Here is a 22,845-nt window from a genome sequence, read left to right on the forward strand (position 1 = left end):
TATGGCGGGGAGGGTGGTGAAGCGGGCGTTCAAGTTTCGTTTCTATCCGACTGTGGTGCAGGCGGAACAGCTTGCTCGGACGTTCGGGTGCACCCGGTATGTCTACAACCGGGCGTTGGCCGAGCGCTCGCGTGCCTGGTCGCAGGAGCAGCGACGGGTCACCTACGCGGACACCTCGAAGATGCTCACCGGATGGAAACGCGATGTCGAGACGGAGTGGTTGGCGGAGCCGTCGAAGGGGCCGCTGCAGGAGTCGCTGCGGCAGTTGCAGGGTGCGTTCGAGAGGTTCTGGCGCAAGCAGACCGGCTACCCGCAGTTCAAGAAGAAGGGCCAGTCGAAGGAGTCGGCGACCTACTTCTCGAACTGCTTCACCTACCGCGGCGGGCAGATCCGGTTGGCCAAGCAGTCCGAACCCCTGGACGTTCGGTGGTCGAGGCCGCTGCCGGAGGGGGCGGTGCCGTCGCAGGTGACGGTGTCGCGTAATGCTCGTGGTCAGTACCACATCTCGATCCTCGTCGAGGACACGATCAGCGAACTCGAGCCGGCCGATCGGGTGGTCGGGCTCGACGCCGGGATCACGAGCCTGTACACGCTGTCGACGGGGGAGAAGATCACCAACCCGCGACACGAGCGCACGGATCGTGAGCGGCTGGCGAAGGCATGTGCTGGCCAGGAAGGAGAAAGGGTCCCGGAACCGGGCGAAGGCCCGACTGAAGGTCGCGAAGATTCATGGTCGGATCGCTGATCGGCGCCGCGATTATCTGCACAAACTTTCCACTCGTTTGGTGCGCGAAAATCAAGTGATCGCCATCGAGGATCTGAGTGTGCGGAATATGGTGAAGAATCGGTTGTTGTCTCGGGTGATCTCGGATGCGGGGTGGTCCGAGTTCCGGTCGATGCTCGAGTACAAGGCCGACTGGTATGGGCGGCGGGTGGTGGTGATCGACCGGTTTCATCCGTCGTCGAAGACCTGCTCGGTGTGCGGGGCGGTCGCCTTGGCGATGCCGCTGGACGTGCGGGAGTGGACGTGCCGGTGCGGCGCGGTCCATGATCGGGATGTGAACGCGGCAAGGAATATTTTGGCCGTCGGACTGGCGGTGGCAGCCTGCGGAGACGGTGTGAGACCGCCCCGCACATGAGGTGCGGGGAGGCAACCGTCGGTGAAACAGGAACCTCGGGACGCGAGTCCCGGGGGGAATCTCGGTCGTTCACGGCCGAGAGGACGTCAACAGTGGATGTACTGGCGGGTGGCGTGCCCGTAGTCGAGTCCGCACGCCCGGACGACCTGGCCGAGGCTGAGGTATCCCTCGATGCTCGTGGCCTTCGCGAATTTGCCGTCGGCCCGTACCGACACCGTGACGCTGGACGCGACCGAATCGACCCGAGCGAGTTCGTACTCGTCGACGCCGCCTGCGGCCTGAGCCACACAGGTGACAGCGCCCTGGGCGTACGCGATCTCGATCAGGTCCTCGATCATGTGCAGGCTCCTCGCCTCGAAGTAACGAAATGAGGTTAGCCTTAGCTACTCGGCTTCTGTCAAGTCCCCGGCGTAACGTGACGCACGCTTTCGGACGGTGACAGCAAGGACTGAGAAGGGTTGCAGGTGTTCCATGGCTGACCGCACTTCCTCGACGGACTCGATCGGATCGGGCGGCGACCCAGGGACGGGAGCGGGCGGCGAACCGCATCTCTCCAGGCAGCTCGCCAACCGGCACATCCAGCTGATCGCGATCGGCGGAGCAATCGGCACGGGCCTGTTCATGGGGTCCGGGAAGACGATCTCGCTGGCCGGACCGTCGGTGATCTTCGTCTACATGATCATCGGCTTCATGCTGTTCTTCGTGATGCGGGCAATGGGGGAGTTGCTGCTCTCCAACCTGCACTACAAGTCGTTCTCCGACTTCACGGCAGACCTGCTCGGCCCCTGGGCCGGGTTCTTCACGGGGTGGACGTACTGGTTCTGCTGGATCGTCACGGGGATCGCCGACATCATCGCGATCTCCGGTTACGTGCGGTACTGGTGGCCCGACCTCCAGCTGTGGATCCCGGCGCTGATCGCCATCGCGGCGCTGCTGCTGCTGAATCTGCCGACAGTCCGGGCGTTCGGCGAGACCGAGTTCTGGTTCGCGCTGATCAAGATCATCGCCATCCTCAGCCTCATCGTCGTCGGACTCGTGATGGTGTTCACGCACTTCACGTCGCCGGGCGGCTCGGAGGCGGGATTCGACAACCTGTGGAACGACGGCGGCATGTTCCCGACCGGCGCGATGGGCTTCGTGGCCGGATTCCAGATCGCGGTCTTCGCGTTCGTCGGTATCGAACTCGTCGGCACCACGGCGGCCGAGGCGAAGGATCCGGAGAAGAACCTGCCGAAGGCGATCAACTCCATCCCGATCCGCATCCTGCTGTTCTATGTGGTGTCGCTGATCGTGATCATCTCGGTCACGCCGTGGCGTGAGGTCGTCCCCGGGGAGAGCCCCTTCACGGCGATGTTCACGCTCGCAGGTCTGGGAATCGCGGCGGGAGTCATCCAGTTCGTGGTGCTGACGTCCGCGGCGTCCTCGGCCAACTCGGGAATCTATTCGACGTCCCGGATGGTCTACGGCCTCGCGCAGGAGGGGGACGCACCGGCCCGACTCGGTAGGCTCAGCTCCCGCAAGGTCCCGGCCAACGCGCTGATGTTCTCGTGCGCCTTCCTGCTGTCGGCGATCGCGCTGCTGTTCTCCGGCGACTCGGTCATCGAGGCGTTCACGACTGTGACGACAATCTCATCGGTGCTGTTCATCTTCGTGTGGACGATGATCCTGGCCAGCTATCTCGTGTACCGGAAGCGCCGCCCCGAACTGCACGAGGCCTCGAAGTTCAAGATGCCCGGCGGGGTGGTGATGTGCTGGGTCGTGCTGGCGTTCTTCGTCTTTCTCATCTGGGCCCTGACCCAGGAGGACGACACCCTCGAGGCGCTCCTCGTCACCCCGGTATGGTTCATCGTGCTCGGGATCGCGTGGGCGGTAATTCGCCGGCGCGCCCCGCACCGCGCTCGGTACGCCGCCTTCAAGGCGGAACTCGAGGAGCGCCGAACATAAACGTTCGGTAACGGTGGCGCGGACCTATATCGTTTTGTTACATTCGTCGCCAGACAGAGGAGCCCACCCCGGACGGGGAGGGCTGCAATCCGACGACTGACGAGGTATTTACTGTGGGTTCCCACCACCGGGCGAGCGGGTCTTCCATTCGCTTCGAGATCGATCCGGACGCGGCGCGCGGGCGCCATCGCAACCAGCAGGCCGGAGCGGGTGTGGGCATCAAGGCCGCGACTGTCGCGGCCGCCACCGGAGCCATCGTCGTCGGTGCAGCCCAGCTGGGTGCCGGAAACGCCGCCGCCGCCCCCGTCGACTCCCACGAGACGAACGGTGCGCAGACCCTGCCGGGCCTGCCGTTCGAGATCCCGGCCGGTGTCCTTCCCGCCGGCTTCGAATTGCCCGCAGACCTGGGCACCGCCGCCCAGAACCTCGGGGGCCCGGACCTCGGCGCCCAGGCTCAGCAGTGGCTGTCCTCCGTCAACCCGGTCAAGCCCCACACGGTTCAGCCGGTGTCGGGCAAGCTGACCTCCGACTTCGGTTCCCGCTGGGGAGCCCACCACGGCGGCATCGACATCGCGGCGCCCATCGGCACGTCGGTGCTCGCAGCGGCCGACGGCCAGGTCATCGACGCCGGCGCGGCGTCCGGCTTCGGACTGTGGGTGCGTCTGCTGCACGACGACGGCACCGTCACCGTCTACGGACACGTCAACGACTACACCGTGAGCGTGGGGCAGCGCGTCACCGCAGGGCAGGAAATCGCCCACGTCGGCAACCGCGGCCAGTCCACCGGACCGCACCTGCACTTCGAGGTGCACGACGCGAACGGAAACAAGATCGATCCTGGCCGCTGGCTGCAGGAGCGCGGCGTGTCCGTCACCTGGGGCAACGCGGGCGCCAACGCGTAAGGGCCTACTCCGGCTCGAGATCGTCGTCGTTGCGGAACACGAGTGGTCCGCTGTCGAGGGCGATCGCCCAGCGGCGTGACACGGCCCAGTCCCGGCCGTACGAATCGTTGCTGATGTCCTGGACGCCGGCGAAATCGTCGACGATGACGCCGGCCTCCAGGGGCCACTTCTTCTCGGCCAGTTCGTGATCGGCCGAGTGCCGCGTTTTCACGCGCGTGCCCACGGAGAACTCTGGTTTCTTCTTGGAGTCGGTATCAGGCGTCATCTCCGGTCCTTCCGCTCACCAGCGTCTGGTTCGAGGTTAGCCCGCCATCCCGCATTCGCGCGGGCTGAACGGATATGCTCCCCCGTGAGCGCAGTTCGACGCGCAGTTGGGGAGTGGTATGGGTCGCGAAGTGACGTCTCGGACATTCACCCGAGAAGACCGGCGCCTGTTCCGGCAGAAGGTGCTCATGTGCGTCGACGCGCTCGAGAGGATGCTGCGGGAGGGGGCGTTCGCCGACGACGTCGACCCGCCGAGGCCCATGCTGGGCATGGAGATCGAGTTCAATCTCGTCCACTCCGACATGACGCCCGCGATGTCCAATCTCGCGGTCCTCGAGTCGATCGACGACGATGCCGTGTTCCAGACCGAGCTCGGCCAGTTCAACGTCGAGATGAACGTCCGCCCCGGTCCGCTGAACGGTGAGGGGACGTTCGAGCTCGAACGCACCCTGCGGGCGTCGCTGCACGTCGCCGACGCCCGGATCCACGGCCACGACGCCCAGTTGGTGATGGTCGGCATGCTGCCGACGCTGGAACTCGAGCATCTCGGCCGCGAGTGGATCACCGCGAACCCCCGCTACGAGCAGCTCAACGACCAGATCTTCGCCGCGCGCGGAGAGGACATCGAACTCGACCTCGAGGGCGTGCCGCTCGAGGGGCGGTCTGCCGAACAGCTGAAGGTGGACGCCAATTCGGTGCTCCCGGAGGCCGCGTGCACGTCGCTGCAGTTGCACCTGCGCGTCGCGCCGGACGAATTCGCCGCCCACTGGAATGCCGCGCAGTGCCTGGCAGGCGCCCAGGTGGCGCTCGCGGCGAACGCACCGTTCATGGCAGGCAAGGCGTTGTGGCACGAATCCCGCATCCCGATCTTCGCGCAGGCCACCGATACGCGTCCGCTGGAGTTGAAGAACCAGGGTGTGCGGCCGCGCGTGTGGTTCGGCGAGCGGTGGATCACGTCGGTCTTCGACCTGTTCGAGGAGAACTCCCGGTACTTCCCGGCGCTGCTGCCGGAGGTGTCCGACGTCGACCCGTCGGCCGAACTCGACGCGGGCCGGGTGCCGGACCTCAACGAACTGCAGATGCACAACGGCACCATCTACCGGTGGAACCGCCCGGTGTACGACAGCGACGACGGCAAACCGCACCTGCGCATCGAGAACCGGGTGCTGCCCGCGGGCCCGACCGTGCTCGACACGATGGCGAACGCCGCGTTCTACTACGGCGCGCTGCGCGGGCTCGCCGAATCGGATCGGCCGGTGTGGTCGCGGATGTCGTTCAACGCCGCCGAGGAGAACCTGCACGCCGGCGCGAAATACGGCATGGACGCCGAACTGTACTGGCCCGGTGTCGGGTTCGCGGGCGCCGACGAACTCGTCCTGCGGCGGCTGCTGCCCATCGCAGACGAAGGACTCGCGGCGTTCGGGTTGTCGGCGAAGGCCCGCGACCGGTACCTCAGCGTCATCGAGGGCCGGTGCCTCACCCGGCAGACGGGGGCGTCGTGGCAGCGCGCGCAGGTGGTCCGGCACGAAAACGCCGGCCTGAGCCGCCGGGAAGCCCTGGCCGCTATGTTGCGTCAGTACGTGGAGAACATGCGTGAGGGCAGCCCCGTCCACACCTGGCCGGTGTGAACGGCGCCGCGCCTGCAGTCACACGGTGGCCGACCAGCTGTCGGGGCCGAACACCTCGTAGTGGATGTTCTCGGCGGGCACATCCTTGGCGAGGAGCGCTTCGCGTATTCCCAGCATGAAGGGCAGCGGGCCGCACAGGTAGGCGCGGGTGCCGGGCGCGATCGTGACCTCGCCGAGGTCGGCCCGTCCCTCCCGCAGGCCGCCCACGGGACGTCGGGTGCCCAGGTCTTCGTACCAGCGGTGCATCACCGCGAACGGCAGACGTTCCACCAGTTCGGTGAGCTCCGCGCGGTGCGCGTGACTGCTGGCGGACCGGTCGGCGTGGAGCACCGAGATCGGGCGGCTGTCGTCGGTGTCGGCGAGGTGGCTGAGCATCCCGATCATCGGGGTGCACCCGATGCCCGCGGACACCAGAAGCAGTGGTGCGTCGTCGTCCTGCAGGACGAGATCGCCGAACGGCGTCGACACCGTCAAGACGTCGTCTTCGAAGACATTGTGGTACAGGAAGTTCGACACCTCGCCGGCGCGTTTCACCGAGATCCTCCAGTCGCCGCGCGACGGGGCCGACGACAGGCTGTACTGGCGAATCTGGCGTGCGCCGTCCGGCAGGCGAACGGCGACGGAGAGGTACTGCCCCGGAGCGAACGACGGAAGCGGCGAGCCGTCGACGGAGGTGAGCACGAACGACACCGTGTCCGCGGACTCGTGCCTGCGCTCGCGGACCCGCACGTCGCGCCACACGTCACCGGCGGCCACTCCCGCCGAGGCGTACAGTCCGGCCTCCATCGCGATCAGGGTCTCCGCCATCAGCCAGTACACCTCGTCCCAGGCGGCAGCGACCTCGGGAGTGACGGCGTCGCCGAGGACCTCGACGATGGCCGCGAACAGGTGGGTGTGCACGATCGCGTACTGGGAGGGTTCGATCCCCAGCGAGGCGTGCTTGTTGGCGATCCGCGACAGGATGAGGTCGACACGCGCCTGATCGGGCTCGAGTTGGAGGGCGGCGAACGCGGCGATGGCGCCGGCCAGCGCCTTCTGCTGTTCGCCCTGCTTCTGGTTCCCGCGGTTGAACAGGTCTCGTTCGAGTTCGGGATGAGCGTCGAACATCTTGCGGTAGAACAGCGTCGTGATGTCCGAGATCGCGGCGCCGACCACGGGCAGGGTGGCGCGGATGACGTCCGTCGAGGTGGGCGAGAGCATGTCATTCTCCGATCGTTCGAGAAAACTGGGAAGTTGAGGTGGCCACCCGGGGGAGGGCGAGCAGCACGGTTCCGGTGGGGGTTCGGGTGAGGTCTTCGACGGTGAGGCCGTTCAGCGACTCGAAGAACGCGTTCTGCGCGCGCCGGAGCGCCGACCGCAGCAGGCACCCCGATCGCAGCGGGCACGGCTGGGCGCCGTCGCAGTCGACGACCTCCGCGTCGCCTTCGAGTCGGCGGGCGAGCCAGCCGACGGACGCGGTGCGCCCGAGTTCGGTGATGGCCAGGCCGCCGGCGCGTCCGCGGCGTGCGTCGACGATGCCGAGTTCGCCGAGCCTGGTGATCACCTTGGCGGCGTGGGTGTACGACACCGACAGTTCCTCGGCGATCGCCCGGCTACCCGGCCGTTCGCCGTCCCCGGCCACGGCCAGTCGCATGACCACCCGCAGTCCGAGGTCGGTGAACTGTGTGAGTTGCATGACCCGAACGTACTTTAATTCGCATCTCGGGTACCAAATTTGTGACCGAGATCGCTCGAGATTTTCTGGGCCGAAAAAGTCAGTGGCCCAGTAATATTCGACGAGACACACGCCTCCATTTCTCATCATCGCCTAATCGGGCCGCTGCGGCTACGGCCGGAGAGCCCGAATCGATGGGGACTTAAGTCCCCACGTCGAAAGGTGAAGGGCGGCAGACGCGAAAAGGAGGCCGGGGATAGTGTGAAGCCATGAGCACACGGGACCGCAACAGCGTCGTCGTCGGCGTCGACGGATCGGACAGCTCGAAGTCCGCTGTCCGGATGGCTGCCGAACTCGCCACCGAACGTGGACTGAACCTGAAGATCATCCACGCACTCGACTTCGCTCCGTATGGGTTCGGTGGCCCGTACATGGATTCGGGCGGCGTGTACGAGTGGGTCGAGGCGAGTGGCAAGGCGATTCTCGCCGAGGCGCAGGAGCGGGCGTTCGCGGTCAATCCCATCATCGAGGTCTGCACCGAACTGTCGATCGGGAGCAGCGCTCAGTGGCTCGTCGACCTGTCCGAGAACGCCCGGATCGTGGTGGTCGGCGCGTCCGGGTCCGGGGCGGCGGCCACCGCGCTGCTCGGGAACACGGCGATCAACGTCACCAGCCACGCGCACTGCCCGGTCGTCGTGGTCCGCGGCGACGCCCACGCGAACGGGCCCGTCGTGGTCGGCGTCGACGGCAGCGCCACCAGTGAGCGGGCGATCTCGGTGGCCTTCCAGGAAGCGTCGATGCGGAATGCTCCGCTCGTGGCCGTCCACGTGTGGAGCGACCTCGGATCGAAGGCGTTCGAGGATCCGCGGGCCGCGGCCCTCGTGCCGCAGGGACTCGAGGAGGACGAACGTGCCGTCCTCGCCGAGAGCCTCGCCGGCTGGCAGGAGAAATACCCCGACGTGCGGGTCACCCGCGAGGTGTACATCGACAATCCGCGGGCACGGTTGCTCGACTGGTCGAAGAAGGCGCAACTGCTGGTCGTCGGCAGCCGGGGGCGCGGAGGATTCAAGGGGATGCTGCTCGGTTCGACCAGCAACAGCCTGGTCGGTGGTGCGCATTGCCCGGTAGTCGTCGTGAGGCCTGCACGCCCCTGAGGCGACTACGCGCAGTAGTGTTCTGGAACGAAGCAGGAACAGGTTGCAGGTAACGCCAGGATTGGGGAACGACGTGCGCATAGGTATGGGCTTGAACTACAGCGGCGGTTTCGCCGAGACGGTCGACGAGGTCGCCGACCTGGAGAAAGCCGGACTCGACATCGCGTTCGTGCCCGAGGCCTACTCGTTCGACGCGGTGAGCCAGATCGGCTACCTCGCCGCCAAGACCACCACCCTGGAACTCGCTTCGGGCATCTTCCAGATCTACACCCGCACGCCGAGCCTGACCGCGATGACGGCCGCCGGCCTCGACTTCGTGTCGGACGGACGCTTCGTGATGGGACTCGGCGCCTCCGGTCCGCAGGTGATCGAGGGTTTCCACGGCGTCAAATACGACGCCCCGCTCGGACGCACCCGCGAGGTCGTCGAGATCTGCCGCAAGGTGTGGCGCCGCGAGAAGGTCGAGTTCCAGGGCAAGTACTACCAGATTCCGCTGCCCGCCGAGAAGGGCACCGGGCTGGGCAAGCCGCTGAAGATCATCAACCACCCTGTGCGTGACCGCATCCCGATCGTCATCGCCTCCCTCGGACCGAAGAACGTGGAGTTGACCGCCGAGATCGCCGAAGGCTGGGAACCCATCTTCTACCACCCGGAGAAGGCCGCGAGCGTATGGGGCGAGCCGCTGGCCAAGGGTAAGGCGAAGCGCGACCCGAGCCTCGGCGACCTGCAGGTCTTCGCGTCGCCCGCCCTCGCTATCGGCGACGACGTCGACCACATGCTCGACTGGGTCCGCCCCGGTCTGGCCCTGTACATCGGCGGCATGGGCGCGAAGGGCAAGAACTTCTACAACGACCTCGCGGTCCGGTACGGCTACGAGAAGGAAGCCGAGACCATCCAGGACCTCTACCTGTCGGGCAAGAAGGACGAGGCCGCCGCCGCGGTGCCGGACGACCTGGTGCGGGCCGTGTCGCTGATCGGTCCGGAGAGCTACGTCGCGGAGCGGGTGGCCGCGTTCGCCGAGTCCGGGGTCACCACGCTCACCGTCACACCGCTCGCCGCGGATCGTGCGGGTCGTGTCGCGTTGGTCGAGAAGCTCCGCAAGATCTGCGGGTAGCACCCGCACACCTCAGCAGTGCACAGCCGGAAGAATCAGGAAAGGTGACCATGACCGGAATCAAGCCGATCGTCGTGGGTGTGGACGGATCCGAGTCGGCGTCGGCCGCCGTGGCGTGGGCCGCGCGGGCCGCCGCCGCACTGTCGCTCCCGCTGCACATCGTGACAGTGGTCCACATTCCCGCCTTCTATTACACCGAGCCGTATCTGGCCGAGAGCTTCAAGGAAGAACTCGAGGACACGGCGAAGGCCCGGCTGGGCAGTGCGCGGGTGCACGCCAAGCAGACGGTGGACGAGCCGCTCGACATCACCACCGAACAGTTCGAGGCCAAGGTGAGTCAGACACTCATCGAACTGTCCGCCAACGCCCACATGGTGGTGCTCGGCTCGCGCGGGCACGGCGAGTTCACCGGCCTGCTGATCGGTTCCACGACGTCCGCGGTCGCCGCGCACGGCCACTGCCCGCTGGTGGTCGTGCGGGGGCGCACCATGGACGGGCAGCCGCCGACCGAGGGACCGATCGTGGTCGGTGTCGACGGTTCGGAAAGCAGCAGGGCCGCGTTGGAAGTGGCGTTCGAGCAGGCCGCCGCCCGGGGTGCGAGCCTGGTCGCGGTCAACGTGTGGAGCGATGTGAGTGTGCAGCCGTCGCTCGGCGCCAGCCCGGACGACCCGCTGTGGAGCAGCATTCAGACGGGCGAGGAAGTGGTGCTGTCGGAGCGCCTCGCCGGGTACCAGGAGCGGTATCCGGACGTGACGGTCGAACGCGTCGTCGCGCGCGACCGCCCCGTGCGGGTGCTCAGCGAATTCGCCGAGAAGGCGCAGTTGATCGTCGTGGGCAGCCGCGGCCGGGGTGGTTTCAAGGGAATGCTGCTGGGCTCCACCAGCAACGCATTGCTCCACACCGCGGACTGCCCGGTGATGATCGTCCGGCCGGACAGCTAGGTCTTCGAGGTGCGTCAGCGGGCCGCGATGCGTTCGCCGAGACGGGCCTCGCGGGCGAGTGCGCGATCCCGGGACTCCTCGAACCGGGATGCCTTGGCCTCCATGCCGTGCAGGAACGTCGCCAGCTCCTCGCGGCAGCGTTCCCCGTCCGGACCGAAATCGTTGCGCTCGAACATGTTCCACTTTCGAAGCACGGGCAGTACGACGTCGTCGAGGTGCTGGCGCAGGTCGTAGATGCCGCCCTTCGCGATCAGGACCGCGTTGCGGCGGAAGTTGTGCATGCCCGCGCCGGGCATCTGGAAGTTGGTCACCACCTTGTGGATCGCGGCGATCGCCTGATCGGGAGCGAAGTCCAGGGCTGCGCCGACGATGTTGCGATAGAACATCATGTGCAGGTTCTCGTCGGCTGCCACCCGGGCGAGCATGCGGTCCGCGACCGGATCACCGCATGCCTTACCCGTGTTGCGGTGCGACACCCGGGTGGCCAGTTCCTGGAACGTCACATACGACACCGAATCGAGCATCGACCCGCCGCCGGGATCGAAGCCCTGTGTCATGTGGGCCATTCGAGCATGCTCGAGCGCTACCGGGTCGACCCCTCGTGTCACGACCAGATAGTCCCGCATCACGATCGAATGCTTGTTCTCCTCCGCGGTCCACCGGCCCACCCACGTGCCCCACGCGCCGTCGAGTGAGAAGTGCTGGGCGATCTCGCGGTGATAGGACGGCAGATTGTCCTCGGTCAGCAGATTGGTGATCATCGCCGCCCGCGCGGTGTCGCTGAGCTGGGATTGTTCCGGATCCCAGTCCTCGCCGCCCAGCGCCGCGAAGTTGCGGCCGTCGTCCCACGGAACGTAGTCGTGGGGGTGCCAGTCCCTGGCCATGGCGAGGTGCCGGTTGACGTTGTCTTCCGCAACGTCCTCGAGTTCGTGCAGCAGTTCGCGGTCCGTGAGTACGCGGCTCACAATGGCGCTCCGTTTCTGTTCTGTCAGTATCCGATTCGCAGGATCAGCTGGGGATGGCCCGGCAGGTTCAGCCGATTCGCGAGCCGAGGAGCCGAGTCGTCGACGCGCAGCGGGTGGGAGAGAACGGAGGCGCCGAGCCGGGCGTCGACGGCGGTGAGCCATGCACGTTCGACCGCGATTCCGGTGCGGACCAGGTCGATCGACTCCTGCGTGTCCGATGCGAACACGAGGACGGTCTCGCTCTCGATGGCGGCGGCGAGGCGTGCCGAATCGGGGACGCCGCGGGTGACGACGGTGCGGATCGTGTCGAAAGACTCGTGACCGCCCCGCGGCAGCCAATGCGACGTCCACGGGAAGAGATCGCGCTGGTGGCCCGGATCCTGCCGAACCCGGTCGGCGGAATAGAGGAGCACGTCGGCGAGCGCGGGCGCCTCGTCCGCGGCGAGCAGGCGAGCGCAGACACCCTCCATCTCGGCCGCGCCGACGATGTCGGCGACGGTGGCCGCGGGAACCGGTATGTCGGCGAACGCCTCTCGATGACTTCGGCGGCGGGCCATGGCGGAAAAGAGCCTCAAATCGGTGCTCGACGGCGAAGCCGTCCCCACTGCGCGAAGGGTTGCGACGAGTTCGGGCCGGCGCGGATCGGGCAGCAGATCGGTCTCGATCTGTCTGCCGAGTGCCCGCAACGCGAGTTCCACGTTCGCGACACCAGCGCCACACGAGATCACGCGGTCGGCGCGCGGTGTGTCCGTGAAGCCGCGGCGCTCGCTGATCTGCGCGCACCTGCCCTCCAGCCGCAGATCCCACGGCTGCGTGTCGTGGACCGACGGAGCCGAGACGATGGCGCGGGAGACCACCTCGATGTCACTGAGCGACCAGCTGTTCATCGCGACCTCCAGTAGTGGTGTCCGGGTGTTCCCCCGCATCCTCAGCCTTCCGGTCGCCGGCGTGTCCGCGCTGGGGTCGAAGGTCCCGTTGTGTGCGGGAGAGGTCCCGGATCGGTGGATACCCGGGGTGTGCGCGGTACGGTTCGAAGAGAAGACGGTGGAGGTGCACACATGACCACGCGGGTGTTCCTGGTCGACGACCACGAGATCGTGCGACGAGGCCTGGTCGATCTACTCGGCAGCGTGCCCGACCTCGAGGTGGTCGGGGAGGCCGCGTCGGTCGGTGAGGCGATGGCGCGGATCCCGGGCAGCGGCGCCGACGTCGCCGTGCTCGACGTCCGGTTGCCGGACGGCAACGGTGTCGAGCTGTGCCGGGACCTGCGCGCTGCGCTGCCCGAACTGCGGTGCCTGATGCTGACGTCGTATTCCGACGACGAGGCGCTGTTCGACGCCATCATGGCCGGGGCGTCCGGATTCGTCCTGAAGCAGATCCTCGGCACCGACCTGGTGGCGGCCGTGCGGACGGTCGGGGAGGGCGGTTCGCTGCTCGACAGCAGGGCGACGTCGGCGCTGATGAACCGGATCAGGTCCGCCCGCCGGGACGACCCGCTGGCGCAACTGTCCGAGCAGGAACGCGCCGTGTTCGACCTGATCGGCGAGGGGCTCACCAACCGGGAGATCGCCGAGCGGCTCTTCCTCGCCGAGAAGACGATCAAGAACTACGTGTCGCGGCTGTTGTCCAAATTGGGGATGCAGCGGCGCACGCAGGCGGCGGTGCTGGCCACCGAGTTACGCAAAGAGCACTGACAGTTTCGTCACGTCAACGGTACCCGCCACGTGACGACGGTTCCCCCGTCGGCGGAATCGACGGTGCAGGTGCCGCCGCAGTGCTCGGCGCGCCGATCGAGATTGTCCAGTCCGCTGCGCCGGGCGCCGTCGGCGATCCCGATGCCGTCGTCCGCGACGGTGACAACGAGGTCGTCCGCGGCGGCCACCGAGATGTCGATGGTGGTGGCCCGCGCGTGCCGCAGCGCGTTGCTCAGGGCTTCGCGCAACACCGCCTCCGCATGCGGGTGGATGCGGCTGGGCACGAGAGTGTCGATGGCGCCGGTGAACTGGACGTTCGGCGCGACCGGCGAATGGGAGGTGAGGTCGCCGATCACGTCGAGCAGGCGGCGGCGCAGACTGGTCGCCGACGCGATGCCGGTGGCCTGCAGATCGAAGATGGTGGTGCGGATCTCGCGCACCGTCCGATCGAGTTGCTCGACCGCAGTGGAGACGATGGAGCGCACGCCGTCCGGAACGTCCCCGACCGCGTGCGTGCTCTGCAGGCTCATGCCGGTGGCGAACAACCGCTGAATCACGTTGTCGTGCAGGTCGCGCGCGATCCGGTCGCGGTCGGCGAGCACCGACAGCAGACGTTGCTTGCTCTGCTGATCGGCGAACTCCACCGCGACGGCGGCGAGGTCGGCCACCGATTCGAGCCGGGCCACCTCGTCCGGATCCCACGGAGCGGTGCCGCGCGCCGTGACCACCAGGACCCCGCCGACCCCCGACGCCGTCGACAGCGGCAGCACCGCGGCCCGGCCCGCCTCGGCGGAGAACGGTGCGAGACCGTCGATCCCCGTCAGCAGTGCGGGGGTGCGGGAGCGCAGCACTTCGGCGAACGGTTCGGCCTGGGTGGCGCTTCGGAAGTTGGTGCGCAGCGGCCGCACCGTGCTGTCCGCCCCGACCACCGCGCCCTCGCCGAGCGTGACGACGATGAAGACCTCGTCACCGCTGGACAGTTCGCGTACCTCGGCGGCGAGCGTGTGCAGCGTTTCGTCGAGTGATCCGCCGACCATCAGCCGGGAGGTGATCGCCGCGACGGCCGTCAACCACCGCTCCCGCGTCCGCGATTCCTCGAACAGCCGGGAATTCTCCACCGCCACGCCTGCCGACGTCGCGAGCGCGCGCAGAATGACCTCGTCCTCGTCGGTGAACTCGGGTCCGCTGAGTTTCTCGGTGAGATAGATGCTTCCGAAAACTTTGCCCCGCATCATGATCGGCATGCCCAGAAAGCTCTTCATCGGTGGATGATTGGGCGGGAAGCCGATCGACCCCGGGTGATCGGCCAGGTTGGCGAGGCGCACCGGGCGGGGGTCGTGGACCAGCAGTCCCAGCAGCCCGCGGCCCTCGGGCAGGTGGCCCATGCGCGCACGCTCCTCCGGCGTGATGCCCTCGTAGACGAACTCCGAGAGCCCGCCGTCGGGGGCGTGGACACCGAGCGCGCCGTAGCGGGCCCCGAGGAGGGACGTGGCCGAAGTGACGATGCGCTGCAGGGTGGAATCCAGCTCCAGCCCCGACCCGACCACGAGGACCGCCTCGAACAGGCGCTGCAGACTTCGGCGGGTGGGGACCACGTCGGCGAGCCCCTCCCGGAACTCACTGATCCTCGCCTCGTGCCCACCATCCGATCCCATGCCAGCAGCATAGGTCTGAGGGAGGCGTAACACCGCGAACCACGGCGTCGATAAGAGCTCGAGTGTTTACTCATCCGAACTAATGCTTACCCATTGACGTGACGAGGGAGAAGAAGAATGAATCGACGGCACTTCGCACGACGTATCGCGGCAGGTCTGACCGCTGCAGTGGCAGCGACGATGATGTTCACCGGTGTCGTGTCGGCGCAGCCCGCAGATTCCGCTCCCGTCGTCGACCCGGCGACCGCGATCACGAAGCTGCGCACCGTGGCCGCCGGAAACCCCGAGGCGGAGGCCGCCATCGAGCGACTTGCCGCATCCCCGACCGACACGGCGGCGACGAACATCGCCCTGCCGGGTCAGATCTTCCAGGTCCCGGCGTACTCCGACACCGGGCAGGGCGGTCCCGTTCTCGGACAGCTGTACGGAGCGGGTGTGGCGACCAACATGAGCAACCAGTTCCGCTTCGGCTTCTTCGGCGGACCGGGCGTCATCGCGAACGACCAGACCGGCGCCGAACTCGACGTCGTGTACTACAGCTTCGCCACCGGTGCCAGCGGCATCGTGAAGCTGGACCAGAACAACGTCGCGGTGCCCACTGTCGTGTCCACGGCCCCGGTCGCCGGACTCGGCAGCGGCCTGGTCGTCGCGGCCGTGTACGGCTCGCTGAACCACCAGGTGGGGCCGAACGTCGTCAAGAGCACGATCTGGTGGCCCACCCTGGGCACCGTGCTCGCCTGACCGGTCGACAACTCAGGTGGCAGGTTCGGCCCCCGGCCGGGCCTGCCACCACTCCGTCCAGCGCTGCGCGAGTTCGGCCCACTCCTCGTCGTCCAGGCCGTAGGCGGCCAGGAGGATCTGCGCACCGCCGTTCGGACGCGCCGCGTTGACGGGCTGCTCGCCGAACTGCAACAGTCCGGGGCCGAGATCGTCGACGCTCACCGCGGTCTGGTGCTCGCCGACGAAACACACCACCCCGTGCAGCAGGTCGCCCGTGTCGGCGACCGCGGTGAAGTGATCGCCCACCGTCAGGCCCGCGAGCTTGTCGAGGCCGAGCAGGTGCCGCGCCGAATCTCCGTCCGCGACCGGGCCTTGCAGAAACAGTGTGCGACGCTCGTCGAGTCCGTGCCGTTCGATGCCGAACTTGAGGAACTGCAGAAACGTGGTCCAGCCCTCGGTGACGTCGTCGTACCAGTCGTCGGCGGCGGGATCGGCGCCCCGGGGCGGCCGGGTGATCCGCACCAGCGTGGTGCCGTCGAGCTCGTGGAGGCTGAACCGGTCGGCGCCGCCGAGGGCGAGGATGAAGGCCTCGGCGTCCTCCGTCACGTCGTCGCCGAAGTAGATTTCCCTGATCTCGTCGTCCAGGCCCTCGCAGTCCCAGCCGTGCCAGCGGCGAAGCAACTCCGGGTCGCGCAGGGCAGGCCATACGACCGACGGCGCCGCAGCCACCGATACCTCGATCACGGGTGGGGTTTCCGTCATGCGCTCTCCTGCGTCTCCACTGTTGCCGGTCCGACCTGCACCACCGACCGCCAGAGATGCACCACCATGACGACGAACGCCACGCACCACACGGTGAATGCACACCACAGTTCGGCACTACCGACCATACCGACGAGCGGGATGTGATCCGCCCGGCCCAGGTAGATGCCGGCGACCGCGTACATGCCGAGGGGGAAGACGATGCTCCACACGGTGGCGTCGTAGCGCAGCGGCACCTTGTTCGCGATGTGACGCCACCATCCGGCGGCCACCAGGACCGGGATGAGCCAGGTCGCGAACGCCCAGAACACCACCGCGAATCCGCCGATGAGCCCACGTGTGGCGTTCACCATCGGCGCGTCCTCCATCTCGACGATGCGGGCGCCGGCGAGGACGGTGATCGCACACGCACCCATCGCCACCCAGTACGGCGCCGTGAGGTCGCGCGGCCGCAGCGGATACAGCAACATCCGCGCGGCGACGAAGATCCCCGCCGCGCCGTACAGGCACACCCCGACCGACCAGGTGAAGACGGCGACCACGGCCAGGAACCGGCGGGCGCCGTCGTACACCGGTTCGAGGGTCGCGGCGGCCACGGCCACCGACTGCGCGGCGACCACCCAGATGAACCAGGTTCCGTTGGCACGTGCCACCACCGGACGTTCGGACGTGCCCAGGACGGCGGTCCACGGGACGACGTAGCCGAGCACGATCCAGGTCAGCCCGGCGACGGTGAGCAGCACCGCGGTGGCAGCGTGGTGGCCGTCCATCGCCAGGCGCACGCCGAACACATCGGTCCCGGCGATGAACGTGAAGAAACCGAATCCGCGGCTCGCGTCCGTCAGGTCGTCGACGACCTGACGGCGATACGCCGCGATCCGCCAGATCGTGAGGATCACCAGCGTCACGTAGGCCGCGGCGCAGACGATGAACAGCAGAACCGAGAGCACGTCGAATCCGCCCAGTTTCATGCCCACCGAGATGATCCCGCTGGCCATGACGATCGCGAAGTAGCCCGGGTTCAGGCTCCGAACGGAATCCTCGAGACGATCGCGCACGACCGTCACATGGCGACGGTGAGCAGGAACGCGACATCCTCGATGGCCTCGACGCTGTGCCGGTCCGTCGGGAGGACCAGCAGATCGCCGGTGGAACCCTTCCACGAGTCCTCGCCGGCCACGAGGTTCAGTTTGCCGCTGAGAATGAACAGGGTGGCCTCGCCCGGGCTCTCGTGTTCGGCCATCTTCTGACCCGCGGCCAGGGCGACGACGGTCTGCCGGAGGCTACGCCGATGCCCGCCGTACACGGTCTGCGAACTGCGGCCGCTGGACGTCCCGCCTGCCAACTTCAGTTGCTGACGGGCAAGGGCGGTCAGTGACTTCTTGTCCATGCTGTGAGTATGAACCACTGCGCCCATCGTCACCCGTCGAATGGGGTAACGGTGCGGTGGCAAACAGATGGCCGGTCAGCGCCGGGTGTAGGTGATCCAGCGGTACCGGGTGCCGTCCTTCGCCGACGTGAGCCACTCACCGGTGTCCTGTGCGTGCCAGGACTCGTCGATGGGGGGTGCCCAGGCGTCGCCGTCGATCGTCACGTCGATCTCGGAGACCAGCAGCTGCGTGGCGAACGGCATTGCCGCCGTGTAGATCTGGCCGCCGCCGATGACGCAGACGTCCTCGTCGGTGAGCGCGAGCGCCGAGGCGATGCCGTCGGCGGACTCCGCCCCCTCCGCAGCCCAGTCGGGCTGACGGCTGATCACGATGTTGCGCCGACCCGGCAGGGGCCGGAATCGCGGGGGCAGCGAGTCCCACGTCCTGCGGCCCATGATCACGGGGTGGCCCTGCGTCACCTTCTTGAAGTACGCCATGTCCTCGGGGACGTGCCACGGGATCGTGTTGTCGCGACCGATGACGCCGCCGACACCCTGCGCCCAGACCAGCTTGACCTCGCGGGCCACTAGACGGCCACCGGCGCCTTGATGGCCGGATGGTGCCGGTAGTCGACGATCTCCACGTCCTCGAACGTGTAGTCGAAGATCGAATCCCGCCGGTTCAGTTTCAGCGTCGGATACGGCAACGGCTCCCGGCTCAACTGCTCGGTGACCTGGTCGACGTGGTTGTCGTAGATGTGGCAGTCGCCGCCTGTCCAGATGAAGTCGCCCGGTTCGAGCCCGGCCTGCTGCGCCACCATGTGGGTGAGGAGCGCGTAACTTGCGATGTTGAACGGCACGCCCAGGAACATGTCGGCGCTGCGCTGGTACAACTGGCACGACAGCTTGCCGTCCGCGACGTAGAACTGGAAGAACGCGTGGCACGGCGCCAGCGCCATCTGCGGGATGTCGCCGACGTTCCACGCCGACACGATGATGCGACGCGAATCCGGGTTCGACTTCAGTGTCTCGATGGTCTGGCTGATCTGATCGATGTGCTCGCCGGACGGGGTCGGCCAGTTGCGCCACTGCACGCCGTAGACCGGGCCAAGTTCGCCGTCCGCGTCTGCCCACTCGTCCCAGATCGTGACGCCGTTGTCCTGGAGCCACTTCACGTTGGAATCGCCGCGCAGGAACCACAGCAGTTCGTACACGATCGACTTGAGGTGCACCTTCTTCGTGGTGATCAACGGAAACCCGTCCGCGAGGTTCCAGCGCATCTGATGCCCGAAGACGCTCTTCGTGCCGGTCCCGGTGCGGTCGGCCTTCGGGGTGCCCGTGTCCATGACGAGTCGGAGCAGGTCTTCGTACGGGGTCGGCACAGATGTCACGGTACGAGCATAGGCGGCTCCGCCACCCGTGCGCCTTTCCGGTAGCTGGAGCAACCGGAAAGGCGCACGAGCGTTAGCCTCGCCACATGCGTGAACTCTTCGTGATCGGAATCGGCGCCGGCGACCCCGACCAGGTGACGGTCCAGGCGATCAAGGCGATGAACAAGGCGGACGTGTTCTTCGTCATCGGCAAGGGCGACGAGAAGCAGGACCTCGTCGATCTCCGCACCGGCATCCTCGAGGAGCACGTCGCCGGCCCGTACCGCGTCGTGGACATCGTCGACCCGCCCCGCGACCGCACGCCGTCCGACTACGAGGGTGTCGTCGACGACTGGCACGAGCGCCGGGCGGCGCTGTTCGAGGCCGAGTTCGCGTCGGAGCCGGGGGTCGGGGCGATCCTGGTCTGGGGCGACCCGTCGCTGTACGACAGCACGCTGCGGATCGTCGAGCGGGTGCTCGCCCGCGGCAACGTGTCGTTCGACTACTCGGTGATCCCGGGCGTGACCAGCGTGCAGTCGCTGGCCGCCCAGCATCGGATCGTGCTCAACCGGATCGGCGAACCCGTCCACGTCACCACCGGACGCCGCCTCGCCGAGGGGCTGCCCGACGGCGTCGACAACGCGGTGGTCATGCTCGATGCCCACTGCACGTTCACGCAGGTCCCCGGCGACGACGTCCAGATCTGGTGGGGCGCCTACCTGGGCACCCCCGACGAGGTGCTGATCTCCGGTCGCCTGCGCGACGTCGAGGACGAGATCCAGCGGGTGCGCGCCGAACTGCGCGAACGCAAGGGCTGGATCATGGACACCTACCTCCTCCGCAGGTGAGTGCGAAAGTGTGGAGGAGCACACTTTCCCGCTCACATGCCGTTAGCCTGGGAACATGCCCGAGCTGCCCGAGGTGGAGGCGTTAGCCGAGTTCCTGCGTGAACACGCCGTGGGAGCGGTCGTGGGCCGGGTGGACGTGGCGGCCCTGAGCGTGCTGAAGACGTTCGACCCCCCGATCACCGCCCTGCAGGGCCGCGACGTCACGGGTGCCGCCCGGTTCGGCAAGCACCTCGCGCTCGACTGCTCCGGGTTGTGGCTCGTCACCCACCTGTCGCGTGGGGGCTGGCTGCGCTGGACCGACAACCCGTCTGTTGCGCCGCCGAAACCGGGCAAGGGCCCACTGGCGCTGCGGGTGCACTTCTTCACCCCGGAGGGCGCGACGCCGGCGTTCGACCTGACCGAGGCTGGCACGAAGAAGCGGCTCGCGGTGTGGCTGGTGCACGACCCGCAGGAGGTGGAGGGGATAGCCCGGCTCGGGCCCGATGCCCTCGCCGTCACCGAACCCGAGTTCGCGGCGCTGCTGTCCACCACGTCGGCGCGGATCAAGAACGCGCTCGTCGACCAGTCGCTGCTCGCCGGCGTCGGCAACGCCTACTCCGACGAAATCCTGCACACCGCAAAGATTTCCCCGTTCGCGACGTCACGCACCCTGCCGGAAGACCAGGTGCACGTGCTGTACGACGCGATGCGTTCCGTGCTCACCGACGCCGTCGACAGGTCGCTCGGCCAGGACGCGGCACGGCTGAAGGGGGAGAAGCGGTCCGGGATGCGCGTCCATGCCCGAACCGGTCTGCCCTGCCCCGTCTGCGGTGACACCGTGCGGGAAGTGTCGTTCGCGGAGAAGTCTTTTCAGTACTGCGCGACGTGCCAGACCGGAGGCAAGGTGCTCGCCGACCGCCGGATGTCGCGGCTGCTGAAGTAGGCGCTGGTGCGAAACCGCGCCCGCATAGAGAAACTGTGCCCGCATATAGTTGTGACCATGCGTGAACAGGCACCCGGACGGTTCGGTACCCCTCTGACGGCAGGCGCGACCCGGGTCATGCTGCTCGGGTCGGGTGAGCTGGGCAAGGAGGTGATCATCGCCCTCCAACGGCTGGGGGTCGAGGTGATCGCCGTCGACCGCTACGACAACGCACCGGGCCATCAGGTGGCGCACCGCGCGCACACGATCGACATGAGCGACCCCGAGGCGCTGCTTCGGCTCGTCGACGCCGAGAAGCCGCATTTCGTGGTGCCCGAGATCGAGGCCATCGCCACCGATGCGCTGGCCACTGTCGAGGAGCGCGGCGTCGCGGTCGTGGTGCCCACCGCGCGGGCGACGCAGCTGACCATGAACCGCGAGGGGATCAGGCGCCTCGCGGCGGAGGAACTGGGACTGCCCACGTCGCCGTACGAGTTCGCGGAATCGCTCGACGAGGTCCGGGCGGCCACCGGACGCATCGGTTTTCCCTGCGTGATCAAGCCGGTGATGTCTTCGTCCGGCAAGGGGCAGTCCACGGTGCGTGCCGCCGACGACGTCGAGAAGGCCTGGGACTACGCGCTCGCGGGCGGCCGCGTCAATTACGGCCGCGTCATCGTGGAGGGGTTCGTCGACTTCGACTACGAGATCACCCAGCTCACCGTCCGGGCGATCGGCTCCGACGGCGAGGTGGGCACCTTCTTCTGCGAGCCGATCGGGCATCTGCAGGATTCGGGTGACTACGTGGAGTCGTGGCAGCCGCAGCCGATGAGCGACACGGCGCTCGCCCGGTCGCGCGAGGTGGCGGAGAAGGTGACGTCGGCGCTGGGCGGGCGCGGGATCTTCGGCGTGGAACTGTTCGTGAAGGGCGACGACGTGTATTTCTCGGAGGTCAGTCCCCGCCCGCACGACACGGGACTGGTCACCCTTCGGACGCAACGACTCTCGGAGTTCGAACTGCATGCCCGCGCGATCCTCGGACTGCCCGTCGACACCACCCTCACGACACCCGGTGCGTCCGCGGTGATCTACGGAAAACTCGATGCCGCCGGGATCGGCTTCGAGGGTGTCGCCGACGCGATGGCCGTCCCCCAGACGGACCTGCGGCTGTTCGGCAAGCCGGAGAGCTTCGCTCGGAGGCGGATGGGCGTCGCCGTGTCCACGGGGCCGGACGTCGAGACCGCCCGCAGCCGTGCGCGGGAGGCGGCGTCCCGCGTCGAGCCCGTCGCGTGAGTCCGGGCGCAGAAGTCCTCGTCGGCCTGGCCATCGTGGTCGGGCTCGTCGGGATCGTCATCCCGATCCTGCCCGGCACGATCCTCATCTTCGCCGCAATCCTGGTGTGGGCCATCCTGACCGGCGGTGCGACGGCGTGGACGGTGTTCGCGGTCGCCACGCTGTTCCTCGTGATCAGCGGTGTCGTCAAATACACCTGGCCCGGCAAGCGGATGCGCAGCGCCGGCGTGCCCAACGTGTCGCTGATCGTCGGTGGGCTGCTCGGGATCGTGGGGTTCTTCGTCGTTCCCGTGGTGGGACTGTTTCTCGGGTTCATCGCGGGAACGTATGTGGCCGAGCTGTACCGGTTGCGCGCCCACAACCGGGCGTGGGCGTCGACGTGGCATGCGTGCAAGGCCGTCGGATTGTCGATGCTGATCGAACTGCTCGGCGCCCTGATCGCGTCGGGGGTGTGGCTGACCGCGGTGGTCGCGACGTAGGTCGCCGAAATCGTCGCCGGGGGTATCCAGGAGCGACCTCCACCTGCGATGA

At 67.5% G+C, this 22,845-nt stretch carries 25 protein-coding genes and 1 pseudogene; 14 read left to right on the top strand and 12 right to left on the bottom strand.

Annotated elements, in window-relative coordinates; genetic code table 11:
* The first annotated feature begins 1 nt into the window (after window position 1).
* Window positions 2-1,139: pseudogene (locus CJ179_RS18140) on the top strand (RNA-guided endonuclease TnpB family protein).
* 86 nt (window positions 1,140-1,225) lie between these two features.
* Here the strand turns inward: CJ179_RS18140 and CJ179_RS18145 are convergent.
* The gene (locus CJ179_RS18145) at window positions 1,226-1,477 is read right to left on the bottom strand and encodes a hypothetical protein (protein ID WP_095862430.1); all 252 of its coding nucleotides are present in this window, start codon (window positions 1,475-1,477) and stop codon (window positions 1,226-1,228) included.
* A 133-nt stretch (window positions 1,478-1,610) separates the two neighbouring features.
* On the opposite strand from CJ179_RS18145, the gene cycA reads away from it, so the two are divergent.
* Together cycA and CJ179_RS18155 are read left to right on the top strand one after the other, a co-directional pair.
* Window positions 1,611-3,083 carry a D-serine/D-alanine/glycine transporter gene (gene cycA, locus CJ179_RS18150; RefSeq protein ID WP_072947180.1) on the top strand — a complete coding sequence of 491 codons (1,473 nt, stop codon included), beginning with the start codon at window positions 1,611-1,613 and terminating at the stop codon, window positions 3,081-3,083.
* Between the two features lie 113 nt (window positions 3,084-3,196).
* Window positions 3,197-3,985, top strand: a complete 789-nt coding sequence (locus tag CJ179_RS18155; RefSeq protein ID WP_072947179.1) for a M23 family metallopeptidase — start codon at window positions 3,197-3,199, stop codon at window positions 3,983-3,985.
* Between the two features lie 4 nt (window positions 3,986-3,989).
* On the opposite strand, the gene CJ179_RS18160 is transcribed toward CJ179_RS18155, so the two are convergent.
* Window positions 3,990-4,250 (bottom strand): hypothetical protein, encoded by a 261-nt coding sequence (locus CJ179_RS18160; protein WP_005251602.1) that lies wholly within the window; start codon window positions 4,248-4,250, stop codon window positions 3,990-3,992.
* A gap of 118 nt (window positions 4,251-4,368) precedes the next feature.
* Between CJ179_RS18160 and CJ179_RS18165 the strand changes: the two genes are divergently transcribed.
* Window positions 4,369-5,877 (top strand): hypothetical protein, encoded by a 1,509-nt coding sequence (locus CJ179_RS18165; RefSeq protein ID WP_095862431.1) that lies wholly within the window; start codon window positions 4,369-4,371, stop codon window positions 5,875-5,877.
* Window positions 5,878-5,895: 18 nt separating this feature from the next.
* Here CJ179_RS18165 and CJ179_RS18170 read toward each other — a convergent pair whose 3' ends face one another.
* A complete protein-coding gene (locus CJ179_RS18170) occupies window positions 5,896-7,077 on the bottom strand; it encodes a globin domain-containing protein (RefSeq protein ID WP_095862432.1) in 1,182 nt (393 codons plus the stop codon).
* 1 nt (window position 7,078) lies between these two features.
* Complete coding sequence (locus tag CJ179_RS18175) at window positions 7,079-7,552, bottom strand: Rrf2 family transcriptional regulator (protein ID WP_095862433.1); 474 nt, start codon at window positions 7,550-7,552, stop codon at window positions 7,079-7,081.
* 248 nt (window positions 7,553-7,800) lie between these two features.
* On the opposite strand from CJ179_RS18175, the gene CJ179_RS18180 reads away from it, so the two are divergent.
* The 3 genes from CJ179_RS18180 (at window position 7,801) to CJ179_RS18190 (ending at window position 10,740) form a co-directional block, all read left to right on the top strand.
* Window positions 7,801-8,685, top strand: coding sequence for a universal stress protein (locus CJ179_RS18180; protein ID WP_072947175.1), 885 nt, complete (start codon window positions 7,801-7,803; stop codon window positions 8,683-8,685).
* A 73-nt stretch (window positions 8,686-8,758) separates the two neighbouring features.
* Window positions 8,759-9,799 carry an LLM class F420-dependent oxidoreductase gene (locus CJ179_RS18185; RefSeq protein WP_012689174.1) on the top strand — a complete coding sequence of 347 codons (1,041 nt, stop codon included), beginning with the start codon at window positions 8,759-8,761 and terminating at the stop codon, window positions 9,797-9,799.
* 50 nt (window positions 9,800-9,849) lie between these two features.
* Window positions 9,850-10,740, top strand: a complete 891-nt coding sequence (locus tag CJ179_RS18190) for a universal stress protein (RefSeq protein WP_095862434.1) — start codon at window positions 9,850-9,852, stop codon at window positions 10,738-10,740.
* A 14-nt stretch (window positions 10,741-10,754) separates the two neighbouring features.
* Here CJ179_RS18190 and CJ179_RS18195 read toward each other — a convergent pair whose 3' ends face one another.
* Complete coding sequence (locus CJ179_RS18195) at window positions 10,755-11,705, bottom strand: acyl-ACP desaturase (protein WP_095862435.1); 951 nt, start codon at window positions 11,703-11,705, stop codon at window positions 10,755-10,757.
* Window positions 11,706-11,728: 23 nt separating this feature from the next.
* Window positions 11,729-12,592 (bottom strand): nitroreductase family protein, encoded by an 864-nt coding sequence (locus CJ179_RS18200; protein WP_095862734.1) that lies wholly within the window; start codon window positions 12,590-12,592, stop codon window positions 11,729-11,731.
* Between CJ179_RS18200 and CJ179_RS50600 the strand changes: the two genes are divergently transcribed.
* Complete coding sequence (locus tag CJ179_RS50600) at window positions 12,567-12,767, top strand: hypothetical protein (RefSeq protein ID WP_143548911.1); 201 nt, start codon at window positions 12,567-12,569, stop codon at window positions 12,765-12,767. The genes CJ179_RS18200 and CJ179_RS50600 overlap by 26 nt on opposite strands.
* Complete coding sequence (locus CJ179_RS18205) at window positions 12,764-13,399, top strand: response regulator transcription factor (protein WP_072947172.1); 636 nt, start codon at window positions 12,764-12,766, stop codon at window positions 13,397-13,399. The genes CJ179_RS50600 and CJ179_RS18205 overlap by 4 nt, the downstream gene beginning before the upstream one ends.
* 8 nt (window positions 13,400-13,407) lie before the next feature.
* Here CJ179_RS18205 and CJ179_RS18210 read toward each other — a convergent pair whose 3' ends face one another.
* The gene (locus CJ179_RS18210) at window positions 13,408-15,054 is read right to left on the bottom strand and encodes a GAF domain-containing sensor histidine kinase (RefSeq protein WP_072947171.1); all 1,647 of its coding nucleotides are present in this window, start codon (window positions 15,052-15,054) and stop codon (window positions 13,408-13,410) included.
* 117 nt (window positions 15,055-15,171) lie between these two features.
* Between CJ179_RS18210 and CJ179_RS18215 the strand changes: the two genes are divergently transcribed.
* Window positions 15,172-15,795 (top strand): Tat pathway signal protein, encoded by a 624-nt coding sequence (locus CJ179_RS18215; RefSeq protein WP_072947170.1) that lies wholly within the window; start codon window positions 15,172-15,174, stop codon window positions 15,793-15,795.
* Between the two features lie 12 nt (window positions 15,796-15,807).
* Here CJ179_RS18215 and CJ179_RS18220 read toward each other — a convergent pair whose 3' ends face one another.
* The 5 genes from CJ179_RS18220 to CJ179_RS18240 all read right to left on the bottom strand — a co-directional run bounded on the left by CJ179_RS18220 (window position 15,808) and on the right by CJ179_RS18240 (window position 19,251).
* Complete coding sequence (locus tag CJ179_RS18220) at window positions 15,808-16,536, bottom strand: hypothetical protein (protein ID WP_072947169.1); 729 nt, start codon at window positions 16,534-16,536, stop codon at window positions 15,808-15,810.
* Entirely contained in the window at window positions 16,533-17,603 is a 1,071-nt protein-coding gene (locus tag CJ179_RS18225; RefSeq protein WP_095862436.1) for a tellurite resistance/C4-dicarboxylate transporter family protein, read from the bottom strand. Before CJ179_RS18225 ends, CJ179_RS18220 begins: the two co-directional genes overlap by 4 nt.
* Window positions 17,600-17,926, bottom strand: a complete 327-nt coding sequence (locus CJ179_RS18230) for a cupin domain-containing protein (RefSeq protein WP_012689167.1) — start codon at window positions 17,924-17,926, stop codon at window positions 17,600-17,602. The genes CJ179_RS18225 and CJ179_RS18230 overlap by 4 nt, the downstream gene beginning before the upstream one ends.
* A 75-nt stretch (window positions 17,927-18,001) precedes the next feature.
* Entirely contained in the window at window positions 18,002-18,493 is a 492-nt protein-coding gene (locus CJ179_RS18235; protein ID WP_074933895.1) for a dihydrofolate reductase, read from the bottom strand.
* The gene (locus CJ179_RS18240) at window positions 18,493-19,251 is read right to left on the bottom strand and encodes a thymidylate synthase (RefSeq protein ID WP_244163864.1); all 759 of its coding nucleotides are present in this window, start codon (window positions 19,249-19,251) and stop codon (window positions 18,493-18,495) included. The genes CJ179_RS18235 and CJ179_RS18240 overlap by 1 nt, the downstream gene beginning before the upstream one ends.
* A 131-nt stretch (window positions 19,252-19,382) precedes the next feature.
* Between CJ179_RS18240 and cobF the strand changes: the two genes are divergently transcribed.
* Genes cobF through CJ179_RS18260 form a run of 4 tightly spaced genes read left to right on the top strand, consistent with a single transcriptional unit; the run spans window position 19,383 to window position 22,793 of the window.
* Complete coding sequence (gene cobF, locus CJ179_RS18245; RefSeq protein WP_072947156.1) at window positions 19,383-20,123, top strand: precorrin-6A synthase (deacetylating); 741 nt, start codon at window positions 19,383-19,385, stop codon at window positions 20,121-20,123.
* Between the two features lie 55 nt (window positions 20,124-20,178).
* Window positions 20,179-21,045, top strand: a complete 867-nt coding sequence (locus CJ179_RS18250; protein WP_072947155.1) for an Fpg/Nei family DNA glycosylase — start codon at window positions 20,179-20,181, stop codon at window positions 21,043-21,045.
* 57 nt (window positions 21,046-21,102) lie between these two features.
* A complete protein-coding gene (gene purT / locus CJ179_RS18255; RefSeq protein WP_095862735.1) occupies window positions 21,103-22,314 on the top strand; it encodes a formate-dependent phosphoribosylglycinamide formyltransferase in 1,212 nt (403 codons plus the stop codon).
* Window positions 22,311-22,793 (top strand): DUF456 domain-containing protein, encoded by a 483-nt coding sequence (locus CJ179_RS18260; RefSeq protein ID WP_072947153.1) that lies wholly within the window; start codon window positions 22,311-22,313, stop codon window positions 22,791-22,793. The genes purT and CJ179_RS18260 overlap by 4 nt, the downstream gene beginning before the upstream one ends.
* Window positions 22,794-22,845 lie beyond the last annotated feature (52 nt).

Source organism: Rhodococcus sp. ACS1, assembly GCF_002300155.1.
In the GTDB taxonomy this organism is placed as follows: domain Bacteria; phylum Actinomycetota; class Actinomycetes; order Mycobacteriales; family Mycobacteriaceae; genus Rhodococcus_F; species Rhodococcus_F koreensis.